This is a genomic window from Synergistaceae bacterium, assembly GCA_031272035.1.
GTDB lineage: Bacteria > Synergistota > Synergistia > Synergistales > Aminobacteriaceae > JAISSA01.
The window spans coordinates 1-15,068 of the sequence record JAISUO010000028.1 but is presented as its reverse complement, the minus strand read 5'-3'; the positions used below and the strand labels follow the sequence as shown (position 1 = coordinate 15,068).

At 57.6% G+C, this 15,068-nt stretch carries 11 protein-coding genes and 1 riboswitch; of the genes, 6 read left to right on the top strand and 5 right to left on the bottom strand.

From position 1 onward, the window contains the following. The coding region (locus tag LBR61_03235) for a hypothetical protein (GenBank protein MDR1731086.1) at positions 1–650 on the top strand (650 nt) is incomplete at its 5' end. Positions 651–877: 227 nt separating this feature from the next. On the opposite strand, the gene LBR61_03230 is transcribed toward LBR61_03235, so the two are convergent. Both LBR61_03230 and LBR61_03225 read right to left on the bottom strand, forming a co-directional pair. Next, entirely contained in the window at positions 878–1,492 is a 615-nt protein-coding gene (locus LBR61_03230) for a hypothetical protein (protein MDR1731085.1), read from the bottom strand. Between the two features lie 362 nt (positions 1,493–1,854). After that, positions 1,855–3,126, bottom strand: a complete 1,272-nt coding sequence (locus tag LBR61_03225; GenBank protein ID MDR1731084.1) for a Glu/Leu/Phe/Val dehydrogenase — start codon at positions 3,124–3,126, stop codon at positions 1,855–1,857. 462 nt (positions 3,127–3,588) lie between these two features. Here LBR61_03225 and LBR61_03220 point away from each other — a divergent pair, with 462 nt between their 5' ends. After that, positions 3,589–5,019: a hypothetical protein gene (locus tag LBR61_03220; protein ID MDR1731083.1), complete on the top strand. Its 1,431-nt coding sequence runs from the start codon at positions 3,589–3,591 to the stop codon at positions 5,017–5,019. Positions 5,020–5,040: 21 nt separating this feature from the next. Here the strand turns inward: LBR61_03220 and LBR61_03215 are convergent, their stop codons facing one another. From LBR61_03215 to LBR61_03205, 3 genes are read right to left on the bottom strand one after another with little or no spacing between them, the layout of a single operon-like run. Then, a complete protein-coding gene (locus tag LBR61_03215; protein MDR1731082.1) occupies positions 5,041–5,337 on the bottom strand; it encodes a hypothetical protein in 297 nt (98 codons plus the stop codon). Positions 5,338–5,343: 6 nt separating this feature from the next. Continuing rightward, positions 5,344–5,739 (bottom strand): HIRAN domain-containing protein, encoded by a 396-nt coding sequence (locus LBR61_03210; GenBank protein MDR1731081.1) that lies wholly within the window; start codon positions 5,737–5,739, stop codon positions 5,344–5,346. Between the two features lie 19 nt (positions 5,740–5,758). Next, the gene (locus LBR61_03205; GenBank protein ID MDR1731080.1) at positions 5,759–6,655 is read right to left on the bottom strand and encodes a hypothetical protein; all 897 of its coding nucleotides are present in this window, start codon (positions 6,653–6,655) and stop codon (positions 5,759–5,761) included. 211 nt (positions 6,656–6,866) lie between these two features. Then, positions 6,867–7,032, top strand: a riboswitch (cobalamin riboswitch). A 106-nt stretch (positions 7,033–7,138) separates the two neighbouring features. Here LBR61_03205 and LBR61_03200 point away from each other — a divergent pair. The 4 genes from LBR61_03200 to LBR61_03185 all read left to right on the top strand — a co-directional run bounded on the left by LBR61_03200 (position 7,139) and on the right by LBR61_03185 (position 15,004). Beyond that, entirely contained in the window at positions 7,139–9,340 is a 2,202-nt protein-coding gene (locus tag LBR61_03200; GenBank protein ID MDR1731079.1) for an acyl-CoA mutase large subunit family protein, read from the top strand. After that, the gene (gene scpA, locus LBR61_03195; protein ID MDR1731078.1) at positions 9,341–11,536 is read left to right on the top strand and encodes a methylmalonyl-CoA mutase; all 2,196 of its coding nucleotides are present in this window, start codon (positions 9,341–9,343) and stop codon (positions 11,534–11,536) included. Further along, complete coding sequence (gene meaB / locus LBR61_03190) at positions 11,523–12,527, top strand: methylmalonyl Co-A mutase-associated GTPase MeaB (protein ID MDR1731077.1); 1,005 nt, start codon at positions 11,523–11,525, stop codon at positions 12,525–12,527. Before scpA ends, meaB begins: the two co-directional genes overlap by 14 nt. Positions 12,528–12,622: 95 nt before the next feature. Then, positions 12,623–15,004 carry an anaerobic ribonucleoside triphosphate reductase gene (locus tag LBR61_03185; GenBank protein ID MDR1731076.1) on the top strand — a complete coding sequence of 794 codons (2,382 nt, stop codon included), beginning with the start codon at positions 12,623–12,625 and terminating at the stop codon, positions 15,002–15,004. Positions 15,005–15,068: the final 64 nt, after the last annotated feature.

The window sequence follows — 15,068 nt, the reverse complement described above, 5'->3', positions numbered from 1 at the left end:
TGGCCGAGCAGCAACATGAGTTGGACAAGGAGTTCACGGGTCGGATTTTCGATTCGTGGGTTCGCCTCCGGGCGTCGAGGCCGGTTGGAAGAACGACGGCTTTCGCCATATACACGGGTGACGCGAAGGATGTGAATTTTCATACGGAAACATGTTACGGATTCAGGGCTACCATAGAGTTCCGGACGTTTCATCTTCCGAGTTACAAAATGGAGGAATTGAGGCAGGACAAGCGTCCTTTCGGACGAGTGATGTACGCGGGGCGTCTGTCTCTGGGCACAGAGAATAATGTGAAGCTGCGTGAAAAATACGCGTTGGAAATCCTGAACACAACGGACGAACGGGAATATGATAAAAGGCAGCGAAAATATATCTTCGAATTTGCGGACAGAATTTTTCGACTGAGCGACCCTGAGATAAGCCAGGACGTGAGGGAGGCGTACAAGATGAAAACAATATCGATCGAACAGTATGTGGGCGAAATTGACAAAGCGGAAGCCAGAATGTTGGGCAGGGAAGAGGGCAGAGAAGAAGGCAGGGAAGAAAAATCTTTTGAGGTCGCTCGCACAATGCTTGCCGACGGTCTGCCTGCCGAAACCATCAGAAAATATACCGGTTTGGATGAAAGCGCAATTCTTTCCCTGCGGTAAATTGTGGCTTCGAAAATAGTATGACTAAAAATGGCGGGCGGCAGAGCGCCGCCCGCCAAAGTTCATACAATATCTAAGGAAACGAATCATAACTGAATTACGCCACAGAAAGGCTCTCTTTTCAAAGGTATTATAGCGAATTGCGTAATCGCGTACTAAAAAAGACGCTTAACTCTGATAAGCGACGCACAAAAATTTATACTTTATACATAAAAGAGCCAACGGCTCTAGTTTTCGTCGCTCACAACGACCTGACGTTCTTCGATGCAGCGGCCTTTCGCGTCAAGTACGTATTTCCAGCCCAGCCAATCGTGAAGGACGATATGATTGCCTTCGATTTTGAAAGGATCGAGTTCCGGGTGAGCCGGACGGAAGACGAAAATATCCCGCGCGCTGAAACTCCACAGTCTTCGGCAATGTTTGTCGAACATCACCGTTTCGAGTTCGCCGTGAATGACGTATCCTCCGGAGAAAGGATACAGGTCGAAAGCGAGCGAGTATTCATCCCGAAAAACGGAGGATTCCGCCGCCAGGTCGCCGGAAGGGAGCGCGATGAAGAAGAGCGTGTCGCTCGTCAATACGACAAGCCGCGTTGTTTCCAGAAGGACACAGTTAAAGTTTTCTTCGAAGGAATAATAATCGCCGTAAATCAGGAAACGCGTCACTGTATTTGTGGGCTTTTCCCTGACCATAATGCTCAACGCGCGAGTTATACTTTCAAAAGCAGGTTCTCCTTCCCAGGAGGAAAAGCACCGGTCGGCCATCTTTTTGTGTTCAATAAAGGTTTCTTCGTCCGTGATAATCGTCGTTTCGATTATGAATCGCCTGTTTTGCAACCGCATTGAGAACACTCCTTCTGTCTGTAAAGAATCCTGATTCTGGCTTTTTCCAACGATGCTGGACAATCGCTGCGCTTCACTGTCGCCCGTAAGGCAGGAACAGCAACCAGCGCGGCGGTAATGCCGTGTCGCTGCAAAGGCGACAATTTATCGGGAGAAAAGATCGTGCTGCGATGGAAAACAGTTGCGGGATTTCCTGCTCTATATACTGACAACCTTGTTGTTGTCGATTGGATTTTCAGAAAAAATACTTCCCCCGGCCGACTGACCGAGGGAAGATCATCATTTCCCGCGAAGTTCGAGAGTCCTTTACTGCCTTTGTATCGTCAACATCGGTTTGCACGTTTACTGAAATTCCGCATGTTTTACAGGAAAATCCCCTTGAGTTTCGCCACGTCGGCCACTCTTTCGATTGCGGTCATAAAAGCGGCCCGACGCATATTGACCTTGCGTTTCTGAGCATAATCCCACACCCGATTGAAGTTCTCTTTCATGATGTGAATCAGGCGGGTGTTGTATTCTTCTTCCGTCCAGAAATAGCCCGCGAGGTTTTGAGCCCATTCGAAGTAAGACCCGATGACCCCTCCCGAGTTGGCGAGGAAGTCGGGAACCACGATAACTCCCTTCGACTCCAGAATCGCGTCGGCTTCCGGGGTGACGGGGCCGTTGGCGCCTTCGACGATGCCTTTGGCCTTGATGCGGTCGGCAGTTTTGCCGTTCACAACGCCCTCAAGAGCGCAGGGGAACAAAAGATCGCAGTCCACCGACAGAATGTCGTCAATTTTTTCGCAACCTTCACAGGTGAAATTCTTCAGGCGTTCCCGCGGATGTGCTTCGGCGTCGGCGAACGCTTTTTTGATGTCGAGCCCTTTAGGCGAGTAGAACACTCCCGCCCGATTGCTGATTGCGACGACTTTCGCGCCCGCCTCAGCCATGATGAGAGCCGCGTAGCTCCCCACGTTGCCGAAGCCTTCCACCGCCACGCGAATGTCTTTGGGGTCTTTGCCCCAGGCTTTGAGCAGTTCCAGTCCGCAGGTGGCCGCTCCGTATCCTGTGGCCGCCGTGCGCCCCAGAGAACCCCAGTAACTGACCGGCTTGCCCGTGAAGAGTCCTGGTTCGAGGTGTCCGTGCATTTTACTGATCGTGTCCATGAACCACACCATTTCCTGCCCGCCGGTATTGATGTCAGGGGCGGGAATGTCGTTCCACAGACCGACGATCGGGGCGATGCGCGCCGCGTAAGTGCGGGACATCCGCTCTCTTTCCTTTGCGGAAAGCTCATCGGGATCGCAGGCGATTCCTCCCTTGCCTCCGCCGTAGGGGATACCGGCCAGGGAGCATTTCCACGTCATGAGCATCGCCAGGGCTTCGCATTCTTCCCCGTCGACGTCAGGATGGTAGCGAATGCCGCCTTTGGAAGGGCCGATAGTGCTGGAGTGCTGAACGCGATACCCCCGAAACACTCGAACTTTGCCGTCATCCATTTCTACGGGAATGGAGACTTCGAGTTTTTTCTCGGACCGGCTCAGAATTTCGATCATGTCGTCGCTCAGTCCCATTTCTTCAGCCGCGGCGTAAAAATTCTTCAGTGCGGTATCCAGCAACACGTTTGAACTCGTTCTCTTCATTATAGACATGCTTTGCACCTCCACAGAAATTGACGCTCGAACTTCGCGGCAAAAATTGAATCCGAAAAATCAACAATTCAGCGGAAGTCAACCCGGGTAAAATCCTGATAATTTAGCAGTAAGAGGCACCTCCTCCCCATCAGGCTAAATTATTGAACAGCGCTCACTGTCAGGAGTTGATTGTCATTGTGATACGTTGTCGAGCTTTTACTCGCTCTTGCATATATATATTTACATATATTTCTCTGAATGGCAAGGCAGAGTTTGTATTTCAATATTCGCTATATTCTGTGTTATCCCAGCGTTTCCGCAGACGAAATCCGCAAAATGAGCGGAGATTGCAAAATTGACAGCGAAATGTGGCAAATGTCGCTTCAAAAATGACAATTTGCCGGGAGAAAAGAGTATGATTACATCGTGGCAGCGAGGGAATATTTTAGTTAAAATGGAAGTTAAATGGAGGATTCTTCGATGGCTAAACAAAGGAGAAACGAAAGCGAGTTTCGCGGATTTTGGAATACTCCTCTCAATTTAGGGCGCATTTTCCCCTCGGAACTGGTCCCGTTGGACGTGTCGATCTACAGGGGCTGTGGAACCGGCTGCTTCTACTGCCGCGACAACCTCGAATGCAGAGCGTCGCGGTATAAGGTCAACGACGCCGATTCCACGGAGATTCTCCTGAACGACATCGCCCGCGCGATTCGGAACGAGTACAGCGCCGTGGGCTATTTCCTGCGGGAAAAATACCCGATCCACTTCTCCTACGCCACCGACCCGTTTATGCCTGAGGAGAAAAAATATCGGGCTTCGCTGAGATTTCTGAAATGGGCGACGGAAGCGGATCACCCGCTGAGGTTCGTCACCCAGTGCGGAATTTTGGCGGAACCGGAGGAGCAGGAGCGCTATTTCCCCTTCTTCCGGCACGGCAGGGACTCGTTTTACATCTCGATAGCCACCCTCGACGAGAAGCTCACGGCCGTCATTGAGCCCAACAGCCCCTCGCCCTCCGCGCGGCTGAAAATCATCGAGCGCCTGACGGGCAAGGGCGTTCCGGTGGGCGTGGCCTGCGCGCCGTACGTCCCCGACTGGACGCCGGACAAGGACGCTTACTGCCGGGCGCTGGCCGACGCCGGAGCGCGGGGCGTGTGGCTCCAGTATCTGCAGTTCACTCCCAGACTCAGAAAAATGCTCCCCGCCGCCTGGGAAAAGTACGCGACCGGCGCCCGCAGAAGCGAACCGTTCGGCGAGGCTTTCGAGGAGTACAGGGAGTGGCAGGCCGCCGCTGCCGGTCACGGTCTGGTCTTCTACGCGGGCCCTTACGCCGACGCCTGGCTGGGCTATCTGTCGCCCCTGGGAGGTTTGCTGAAGAGGGAGGACTTCGGGCCGGACGCCAAACTGTTCACGTATTTCAGGGATTTCATGCAGAAGGTGACCGAGGCGTCCTTCGGGAAAAACGGCGCGCTCACGGCAAACATGACCTTCCGCAGGGGAAAGAGGGTTGTCGTCCACTGGAGCGACGCAGAACAGTACCTGCGCGAAGCCGGCCTCGACAACCCGGAATTCGACACGCAGGACTTCTGGAGAACCTACACCTATTGGAGGCGTGGGACCGACAGGCAGGAATGGCTCGACACCCTGGGCAGGCGGGCCCCGTTCTATGAAATTTTGCGGTATTTCTGGAATCATCCCCACGAAAACTCGCAGCTGTGCTGGGACAACCCGCTGATGCAGGTGCTGAAGGACAGTGAGGCAAATGCCTGGGTAGCCGATGTCAAAGGCGACATCATCGCCATTTTCAACCCCGTGGAGAGGATGAAGCCGCAGCCGTCGGAGAGCTGCGAACACGATTATTTCATCTGGAACAAAGACAAATTTATCTTCCTGGGAGAGCGGCGCATCTAAGTCCGCCTTTTCAAACCGGTATCAGTCGAATATGAGCGTGTCCGGCGGAGCGTCGGGGCCGGAGGGCGCTTCCAGGGCGACGGCCTCAACGATCTCCGGCGCCTCGACGTAAACCTCACTGACGACCCTGCCGTTGAGGTCCACGTCGCTCAGGTGGACGCGAAAGACGCTGCCCTCCCATTCGCTGTCGTCCAAAAATCCGCGGCACACGTCGCCGTTCCGGAGGCGAAATTCCACGTGCTTTTCGTAGTTGTTTTCCACGAAGGCGTCGATAAGTTTCATGAAAGTTCTGCTTTTGCGGGAGCCGGTTTTCTTCATGTCTGACTAATCCTCCAGATAAATCCGCATCATGATTTTCGGCCAGCCGCCCACCAGCTCTTTTTCGACGATGGTTCCGTAGAGCCGCTTGCCCGCGTCCATCAGCCGCGACAGCACCTCGTTTTTGTTTCTGGGAACGTAGCCCAGACTGTTGCCTTCGGCGTCTTTGACCAGAATGGCCAGGGGGTCGTGGAGGTTGTCCGCCTCCCGGAAAAATTGGAGCTTCGCTCCCACGGCGAGGCGAGGTCCGGCCTCTCCGGTTCCCTCCGTGCGGGCGACTCCGGCGACGTGGACGTCCGTCAGATGGATGTCCTGCCGGAAAGGCCCCGGAAGCCCGGCCGCGCCCGCGCTGTGTAAAAACTGGACGATATTGTGTTTCTCGACCCTGACGATATTTGCCATTACCGCAAGCCCTCCCTCATTATTTCTCCATCATTATTTTCACTTTCCGCTCATATTCCGCGCAGGTGCGGCGATACGTTTCCAGCAGCTCCTCCAGCTCCCCCACGCGCTCCTCCACCCGCCGGGCGTCCTTCAGAAAGGCCTTCTGGTTGCAGGGGAACGAGCTTTTTATCTCCTCGATGCTCCTCGTGAGAGCGGCGCACTGCTCGCTCAGGGCGTCCCTTTGCGCCCGAAGGTCGTCCAGACTGCCCATGTCCGTGGCCTGCGGGTTCGTTTCTTCCAGCAGCAGGCTGATCGTTTTCAGAGCGGGCAGATCGCCGTTTTTGTAGGCCGAGACCGCCATCGAAAACAGCCGTTGCTCCTCTTTCGTGGCGTTCGGGTTCAGGTCGGGGTGGAGCCGCCTGATGAGCTGCCGGTACAGCCTTTTCACATCCGCCGTGTCGCCGGCGGAGAGCCATCCTCCCCTGTTTCTTTGCAGGGCCTCGTCGATGGCGCGCATCCGCTCCTGCAGCTTCTCGACGTATTCCGCGTACTCGGCGTCGAGCTGTTTTTCGATGTCCTGCGGGTTTACGGGCTCCTGACGGTTCAGCCTGGCCTGAATGAGCTCGATTTTCCGCCTGAGCCTCAAAACCCTGCACTCGGCCTCGTAGACCCTGTACTCCAGAGAACCGATTTTGAGCATATACTCCATCTCGATGTCTTTGCAGACGTGAAGCTCCAGTTCGTCGCGCTCGTACACCAAAGAGGCCAGATTTTCCCGCAGCGCCTTCACCTCTCCGGAAAGACGCTCGTACTCCGGGTGCACGACAATTCCGCCGGCGGAGATAAAAACGGTGTCGTCCGACGCCGCCTCACAATTTTGGGGTCTGTTATCTTCGGAACTGCAGTTTTCGAAACTGAAATTTCCGGATTCCATTTCGTGCCCTCCTTCACATAATCATTAAAATCGTTAATCATTAATTATTATTATACGCAGGGAGGGTTTGCCGCGGGTCGCCCGACAGGCGACGTTTGTTCCTCGCCCTCTTTCGGGCCTCCGCCGTATCACCGGGGAGATTTTCCGTTATTCAAGCCATCATTCAGGCGTTTGCGGGCTTTATAAAAAAGAGTATAATCGGGGGAACAACAGAATAGAGAAACGTTTCGGTGCACGGGAATCCGGTGTGAAACCAGAACGGCCCCGCCACTGTGATCGGGACGAAACCGCAAATGCCACCGCCTTTTGAGGGATGGGAAGGCGCGGGATGAGGATGAACGAGAGTCAGGAGACCGGCCGAAGCGAGGGAAATCTTTGTTGTGCGCGGGCACAGGGGGTCGCTTGGCCGTATACGGTCGTATACGCGGGGGAGAAACCGTTATACCGTGGCTTCTCCTTTTTATTTTCGAGGAGGGATGGTTTTTGAACGTTACAGACGGACATCACTGCTGCGAAGCTGGAGGGGCCCAAACGCTTCCCGTGGGGGAAGCCGATGCCAAAATCAATTTCGACGAGTTCCCTTCCGTCAGCTACGAAGAATGGAAGGAAGCGGCGATTGGCGCGCTCAAAGGAGCTCCCTTCGAAAAGAGCATGTACACCTCCACGTACGAGGGGATCACGCTGGACCCCCTTTACACCGCCGAAAACACGAAGAACCTCGATTCTCCCCGATCGTTTCCCGGGGCGGGAAGCCTGCTGAGGGGGACGAACGCCTCCGGGTACATCGCCGCTCCCTGGGAAATCGCCCAGCCCGCGGACGCGCTTCTGCCGGAGGACGCCGGCGGGCAGGTTCGTCATGAGCTGGAGAAAGGGGCCTCCGCCGCGGCGGTTCTGCTGGACGGGGCCTCGCTCCGGGGCCTCGACGCCGACGCCGGTTCCGCGGCGGACTCGCCCGGAGTTTCGCTTTCCACGCTGGAAGACGTGGAAAAACTTTTCGGTTCCCTGAGCCTGGAGCGGTCTCCGATACACCTTTACGCGGGGGCCTCCTCAGCGCCGCTGCTGGGCTTTGTCGCCGCCTTCGCGAAAAAGCGGGGCATTCCGCTGGATCGTCTGAGCGGCTGCATCGGCGCGGATCCCTTCGGGGCCTGGCTGCAAAACGGAGCCCTCTGCTGCGGCACGGACCGCCTTTTCGACGAAATGGCCCAGGGCATTCTCTGGACGGAGAAACACATGCCCCGTATGCGAACGGTTCTGATTCGGGGGTCCGTCGTGCACAACGGAGGGGGCAACGCCATTCAGGAGGCCGGAGGGGCTCTGGCCGCCGCCATCGAGGCGATTCGGGCCATGAGCGCCCGGCAGGTGGACGTGAACGCCTTTGCCCGTCACCTGCGGTTCGAGTTCTCCCTTGGCTCCAACTTCTTCATGGAAATCGCGAAAATCCGCGCCGTCCGCGAAATCTGGGCTCAGATCGTGGATGCCTTCGGAGGGGAGGAATCGGCGAAAAAAGCCAATATTTTCGGACGAACCTCCTTCTTCACGAAAACGCTTTACGACCCTTACGTCAATATGCTGCGGAACACGACGGAGGCTTTTTCCGGCGTTCTGGCGGGACTCGACGGCCTGACCGTGGGCTGTTTCGACGAGGCGGCGGGGCCCGGCGACGAATTTTCCCGTCGCATCGCGCGGAATACGCAAATTCTTCTGAAAGAGGAATTTTCTCTCCTTCAGCCCGTCGATCCGGCGGGAGGGGCCTGGTATCTGGAAACCCTGACGGACACGCTGGCCCGCAAAATATGGGAGTGGATTCAGAACATCGAAAAGGAAGGGGGCTTTTCCGCCGGAGTCCGGTCGGGAACCCTGCAGTCCTCGGTGGAAAAAATCCTGGCGGAGCGCTTCAAAAGACTGGCCTCCCGTTCCGACAGGGCGGTGGGAACCAACATGTACCCCAACATGGAAGAAACGGAAACCCTTTCGAAAAACGGGAAAAACGAAGGGGAAGACCCATCCCGCGCCCGCGGCCGGCGCCTTGAGACGCTGAAAAAATTCCGCGCCGCCCGGGACGGGGGAAAATGCCAAAAGGCCCTGGAACAGGTGACCGTCAGTGGTCTCGCGGGCGGGGAGCCTGTGGATCGGATCGTCCTCGCGGCGGAGGCTGGCGCGACCCTGGGAGAGGTGCGAGCCCGACTGAACGACGGACAGGCCCCCGACATTACGCCTGTCGCCGCCCATCGCTGGACGGAGCAGTACGAGGCGCTGCGGCTGCGAACGGAAAAATTCAGGCAGGACAGGGGGAGCAGCGTCAAAATTTTCCTGGCCAACATGGGGCCCATTCCCCAGCACAAGGCCCGCGCCGATTTCATCACGGGCTTTATGGAGGTCGCCGGCTTCGACGTGCTGAAAAACAGTGGTTTTCCCACAACGGAGGAATGCGCCGCCGCAGCGGCGGCCAGCGGTGCGGACGTGGCCGTGATCTGCTCCACGGACGATTCCTACCCCGAGCTGGTTCCGCCTCTGGCGCGTTCCATCCGGGAAAAGGCGCCGGGTCTGAAAATTTTTCTGGCGGGCGCTCCCAAAGAGGAGTTCAAACAGTCTTATCTCGACGCCGGAGTGAACGATTTCATCAGCGTGCGCTCCAACTGTCTTTCCGTGCTGACGGATTTACAAAAAGCAAAGGGGATGTTTTAAATGGGCGGCGGCAGCAAAAATCCGGATTTCACCCAAATCGCCTTTCGGGATCCGGCCCGTCCCGGAAATTCCGGGAAAAAACAGTGGGAAGGACGCTTCAGAGAAGAAACGGGCCAAGCGCCGGAAGCGTCCCGGGCGCAGACGATGGAGCAAATCGACGTTCTGCCGCTTTACACGGAAGAAGCGTACCAGGGGATGCTTCACCTGAACACCATGCCGGGTCTGCCTCCTTTTCTCAGGGGACCCTATCCGACCATGTACGTCACCCGTCCCTGGACCGTGCGTCAGTACGCCGGATTTTCCACCGCGGAGGAAAGCAACGCTTTTTATCGAAGGAACCTGGCCGCCGGGCAGAAGGGACTTTCCATCGCCTTCGACCTGGCCACCCATCGGGGCTACGACTCCGACCATCCCCGGGTGGTGGGGGACGTGGGCAAGGCCGGCGTGGCCGTGGACTCCATTCTCGACATGGAGATTCTTTTCTCCGGAATTCCGCTGGATCAGATGTCGGTTTCCATGACCATGAACGGAGCGGTTCTGCCCATCATGGCCTTCTACATTCTCGCGGCCGAAGAGCAGGGCGTGGACCGGTCCGTCCTGAACGGAACCATTCAGAACGACATTCTGAAGGAGTTCATGGTCCGGAACACCTATATCTATCCGCCCAAGGCCTCGATGCGCATTATCGGGGACATTTTCGCCTATACGTCGAAGTACATGCCGAAGTTCAACAGCATCAGCATTTCCGGGTATCACATTCAGGAGGCGGGGGCCACGGCGGACATTGAGCTGGCCTACACCCTGGCGGACGGCCTGGAATACCTGCGAACCGGAGTAAAAGCCGGTTTGTCCATCGATGCCTTCGCCCCGCGGATTTCGTTTTTCTGGGGAATCGGCAAGAACTATTTCATGGAGGTTGCAAAAATGCGGGCCGCGCGCATGATCTGGGCTAAAATCGTCCGGTCCTTCGGCCCCAAAAACGCGAAATCCATGGCACTTCGAACCCACTGCCAGACTTCCGGTTGGAGCCTTACGGAACAGGACCCCTTCAACAACGTGGAAAGAACCTGTATCGAGGCCATGGCCGCGGCTTTGGGCCACACCCAGTCTCTGCACACCAACGCCCTGGACGAGGCGATTGCGCTTCCCACGGACTTCTCGGCGCGCATCGCCCGAAACACGCAGCTTTACATTCAGGACGAAACCAAAGTCTGCAAGGTCATCGATCCCTGGGGCGGGTCGTACTACGTGGAATCCCTGACGGACGCTCTTCTCCGGAGGGGCTGGGCCCATATTCAGGAGGTGGAGGGTCTGGGTGGAATGGCCGCGGCCATCGACACCGGCCTGCCGAAGATGCGAATCGAGGAAGCCGCCGCCCGTCGTCAGGCTCATATCGACTCGGGCAGGGAGAAAATAGTGGGAGTCAACGACTTCCGTCTGGATAAGGAAGACCCTCTGGAGATTCTGGAGGTGGACAACAGCGCCGTTCGCGAGGCTCAGATCGCCCGCCTGAAAAAACTCCGCGCCGGCCGCGATCCGGAAAAGGTGAAATCCTGTCTTGAGGCCATCACCCATTCCATGGAAACCGGCGAGGGCAACCTGCTGGAGCTCGCGGTGGACGCGGCCCGGGCCCGAGCGTCGCTGGGCGAAATTTCGGACGCCGTGGAAAAGGTCTGCGGGCGGCACAAAGCCGTCATCCGCTCCATTTCCGGAATCTACGGCAGCGAGTTTGCCGACGAGGAAGTCATTGAGGAGGTGCGGGCCATGACCAGCGCCTTCGAGGCCAAAGAGGGCCGGCGTCCCCGGATTATGGTGGTGAAAATGGGTCAGGACGGCCATGACCGTGGAGCGAAGGTCATCGCCACCGCCTTTGCGGACATGGGGTATGACGTGGACGTGGGGCCGCTGTTCCAGACCCCGGCGGAGGCGGCCCAGGCGGCCGTGGACAACGACGTGCACATCGTGGGGATGAGCTCTCTGGCCGCCGGGCACAAGACCCTTCTGCCTCAGCTTGTGGAGGAGCTCCGCAAACTGGGTCGGGAGGACATCATGGTCGTCATCGGCGGGGTCATTCCGGCTCAGGATTACGACTTCCTGCGTCAGAACGGCGCTTCCGCCATCTTCGGACCCGGCACGGTCATCCCCGTGGCGGCCAAACAAATTATGGAGGAATTGAATCGACGTGTCTCCCAATAAGTACGGGCAGCCCTCCGAGGAAGCCTACGTCGAGGGGGTGCTTCAGGGTGACCGGACGATGCTGTCCCGGGCGATCACCCTGGTGGAAAGCAACGCCGCAAAGCACTTCGATATGGGACAGCGGGTTATTCGAAGCCTGCTGCCCCATACGGGAAAATCCGTCAGGGTCGGCATCACGGGCGTTCCCGGCGCGGGGAAAAGCACCTTTATCGAGGCTCTGGGCCTCTGGCTTTGCCGTCAGGGGCACAGGGTGGCGGTTTTGGCGGTGGACCCCAGCAGCAGCGTCAGCGGAGGAAGCATTCTGGGCGATAAGACGCGCATGGAGCACCTGACCCGGGAGCCCCACGCGTTTATACGGCCGTCTCCGTCAGGGGGCACTCTGGGAGGGCTGACCCGCAAAAGTCGGGAAACCCTCCTTTTGTGTGAGGCCGCCGGATATGACGTCATTCTGGTGGAAACGGTGGGAGTGGGGCAGGGGGAAACAACGGTCCGGTCCATGGTGGATTTCTTTCTGCTGCTGGTCATCACCGGCGCGGGGGACGAGCTTCAGGGGATGAAAAAGGGCGTCATGGAGCTGGCGGACGCCGTTCTCGTCAACAAAGCGGACGGGAGCAACAAACTGCAGGCCGACGCGACCCGGGTCGACTACGAGAGGGTCCTTCACTGGCTGCGGCCGGCGACGGAGGGCTGGACCACCCGCGCCTGCACCTGCTCCGCTCTGGAGGGCTCCGGCATAAAGGAAATCTGGGACGTGATTCAGCAGTTCATGCGGCAGGTTCGGGAGAGCGGCGTGTTCGACGCGCGCCGCAGACAGCAGACCCTGTCCTGGGTTTACGGCATGATCGAGGAGCGTCTTCAGAAGGATTTTTACGACTGTCCGGCGGTGGCCTCGGCCCGAACAGACGTGGAAAACAAACTCCTGAAAGGCGAAATTTCGGCCACGCAGGCCGCTCAGGATCTGCTCAGCCGCTACCGCGCGGCAGTGAGTTAAAGTGTAAACTTTACGAAGTCGGCCCGATGGATATGGGCTGTAAGGCGTATAATACTGATTTAGAAAATTCCAACAGCAGAACATGGAGGCAGGCAATGATTACGAAGATCGAGAAACGCGACGGACGTCAGGCTCCTTTCAACATTGAAAAAATAGCCAACGCAATTTTCAGAGCCCTGAACGTAACCCGGGAGGCGGAGTTATTGTCCCCTGCCGTCCCCACTTCCAGCCTGGCTTTTTCGCTGGCCGAAAAAGTCGTCGCCCGGCTGGAGACCATGCCCCGCCGCGTGCCTCTGCCCAGGGAAGAAGCGCCCGATCCGAATTTCATTGCCAGAGAGCTTTTGATCCTCGACGACGACGTCCGCGAGTACCCTCCTCACGTGGAGGAAATTCAGGACGTGGTGGAGCGGATTTTGATCGAAAGCGGCTGCGTGGAGACCGCGAAAGCCTACATCCTCTACCGGGCCCAGCGCAGCCGGGTTCGGGACATGAACAACAGGCTCATGAGCATCTACGAAGACCTGACGTTCAAAGCCGCCCAGGATAACGACCTGAAGCGGGAAAACGCCAACATCGACGGAGACACGGCCATGGGCGTCATGCTGCGCTACGGCTCGGAAGGGGCGAAATATTTCAACGAGATTTTTCTGTTGAAGCCGGAACACGCCGCCGCCCACCGGGAGGGCGACATCCACATTCACGACATGGACTTTCTGAGCCTGACGACAACCTGCTGTCAGATCGACCTGGAGAAGCTTTTCAGGGGAGGTTTCAGCACGGGACACGGATTTCTGCGGGAGCCCAACGACATTCGCAGCTACTCCGCCCTGGCCTGCATCGCCATCCAGTCCAACCAGAACGATCAGCACGGCGGACAGAGCGTCCCCGCCTTCGATTACGCCATGGCCCCCGGCGTGTCGAAAACTTACGCGAAACTCCACGAGCAGAACCTGCGCAAGGCGATGAAGCTCATGTTCGGCGTGGAGAGCGTCGACCTTCTCCCGGAGGAGCCGGATCCCCTGCGGAGGGAGGAGCTGCGGAAAAAGCTGGAAGAAGCGGAGCGGTTTGCCCGAGACGAGGCCATGGAGGAGACGGACCGGGCCACCTATCAGGCCATGGAGGCCCTGATTCACAACCTCAACACCATGCACAGCCGGGCCGGAGCGCAAATTCCCTTCAGCTCCCTGAACTACGGGACGGACACCTCCTTCGAGGGGCGCATGATCACGAAAAACCTGCTTCTGGCCACGGATGCCGGACTGGGGAACGGCGAAACGCCCATCTTCCCCGTGAGCATTTTCAAGGTGAAGGAAGGCGTCAACTATCGTCCGGGCGACCCGAATTACGACCTGTTCCAGCTGGCCTGCCGGGTGAGCGCCAGACGGCTTTTCCCCAACTTCGCCTTTCTGGACGCGCCTTTCAACCTGCAGTATTACCGTCAGGGACGTCCTGAGACGGAGGTCGCCTATATGGGCTGCCGCACGCGGGTTATCGGCAACGTGACGGATGAAAGCCGCGAAATCGTCACAGGCCGCGGAAATTTGAGCTTCACCACCATCAATCTGCCCCGTCTGGCCCTGAAAAGTCAGGGAGACGAAAAGGAGTTTTTCCGGCTGCTGGACGGGCAAATCGATCTCGTTATCGATCAGCTGCTGGAGCGGTTCAAAATTCAGGCGAAGAAAAAAGTTAAAAACTTTCCGTTCCTGATGGGGCAGGGGATCTGGCTGGATTCCGACAAGCTCGACCGGGAGGACGAAATTGGAGAAGTTCTGCGGCACGGTTCGCTGTCCGTGGGTTTCATCGGTCTTGCCGAATGCCTGAAGGCCCTGACGGGACGCCACCATGGAGAATCCCCGGAGGCTCAGGCCACAGGGCTCGAAATCATATCCCACATGCGCCGGCGCATGGACGACGCCAGTCTGAGGTTCAAAATGAACTTCACCCTTCTGGCGACGCCCGCGGAGGGGACGGCGGGGCGTTTCGTCAAGATGGACCGGCGTCTTTTCGGCGCGCGGGAGGGCGTCACCGACCGGGAGTATTACACCAACAGCTTCCACGTGCCGGTGTATCACAAACTGACGGCCTTCGAAAAGATCCGGCTGGAGGCCCCCTATCACGCCCTGACCAACGCGGGGCACATCACCTACGTGGAGATGGACGGCGATCCCCTTCTGAACCTGGCGGCCTTCGAAAAAATCATCCAGGGCATGAAGGAAGCGGGGGTTGGATACGGGTCCGTCAATCATCCTCTGGACCGCGATCCGATTTGCGGATACACGGGCGTCATCGGGGAAAACTGCCCGCAGTGCGGACGGGAAGAGGGCGGAGTCCGCTTTGAGAGAATCCGGCGTATCACCGGCTATCTGGTGGGAACCCTCGACCGCTTTAACGACGCCAAAAAGGCCGAGGAGCGGGATCGAGTCAAGCATTGCAGCGGCCTTCATGATCTGGGAGACGGCAAAAATCCGGCTTTATGAACCTCATCCGGGTGGCGGGAATCATAGAAGAGTCCAGCGTCGACGGCCCCGGTCTGCGTTTTGT

Bases quoted from the DNA above. Each gene is read 5' to 3' on its own strand.
- LBR61_03225 (MDR1731084.1), bottom strand. From the start codon at position 3,126: ATGTCTATAATGAAGAGAACGAGTTCAAACGTGTTGCTGGATACCGCA.
- LBR61_03185 (MDR1731076.1), top strand. From the start codon at position 12,623: ATGATTACGAAGATCGAGAAACGCGACGGACGTCAGGCTCCTTTCAAC.
- scpA (MDR1731078.1), top strand. From the start codon at position 9,341: ATGGGCGGCGGCAGCAAAAATCCGGATTTCACCCAAATCGCCTTTCGG.
- LBR61_03230 (MDR1731085.1), bottom strand. From the start codon at position 1,492: ATGCGGTTGCAAAACAGGCGATTCATAATCGAAACGACGATTATCACG.
- LBR61_03220 (MDR1731083.1), top strand. From the start codon at position 3,589: ATGGCTAAACAAAGGAGAAACGAAAGCGAGTTTCGCGGATTTTGGAAT.
- LBR61_03205 (MDR1731080.1), bottom strand. From the start codon at position 6,655: ATGGAATCCGGAAATTTCAGTTTCGAAAACTGCAGTTCCGAAGATAAC.
- LBR61_03215 (MDR1731082.1), bottom strand. From the start codon at position 5,337: ATGAAGAAAACCGGCTCCCGCAAAAGCAGAACTTTCATGAAACTTATC.
- LBR61_03210 (MDR1731081.1), bottom strand. From the start codon at position 5,739: ATGGCAAATATCGTCAGGGTCGAGAAACACAATATCGTCCAGTTTTTA.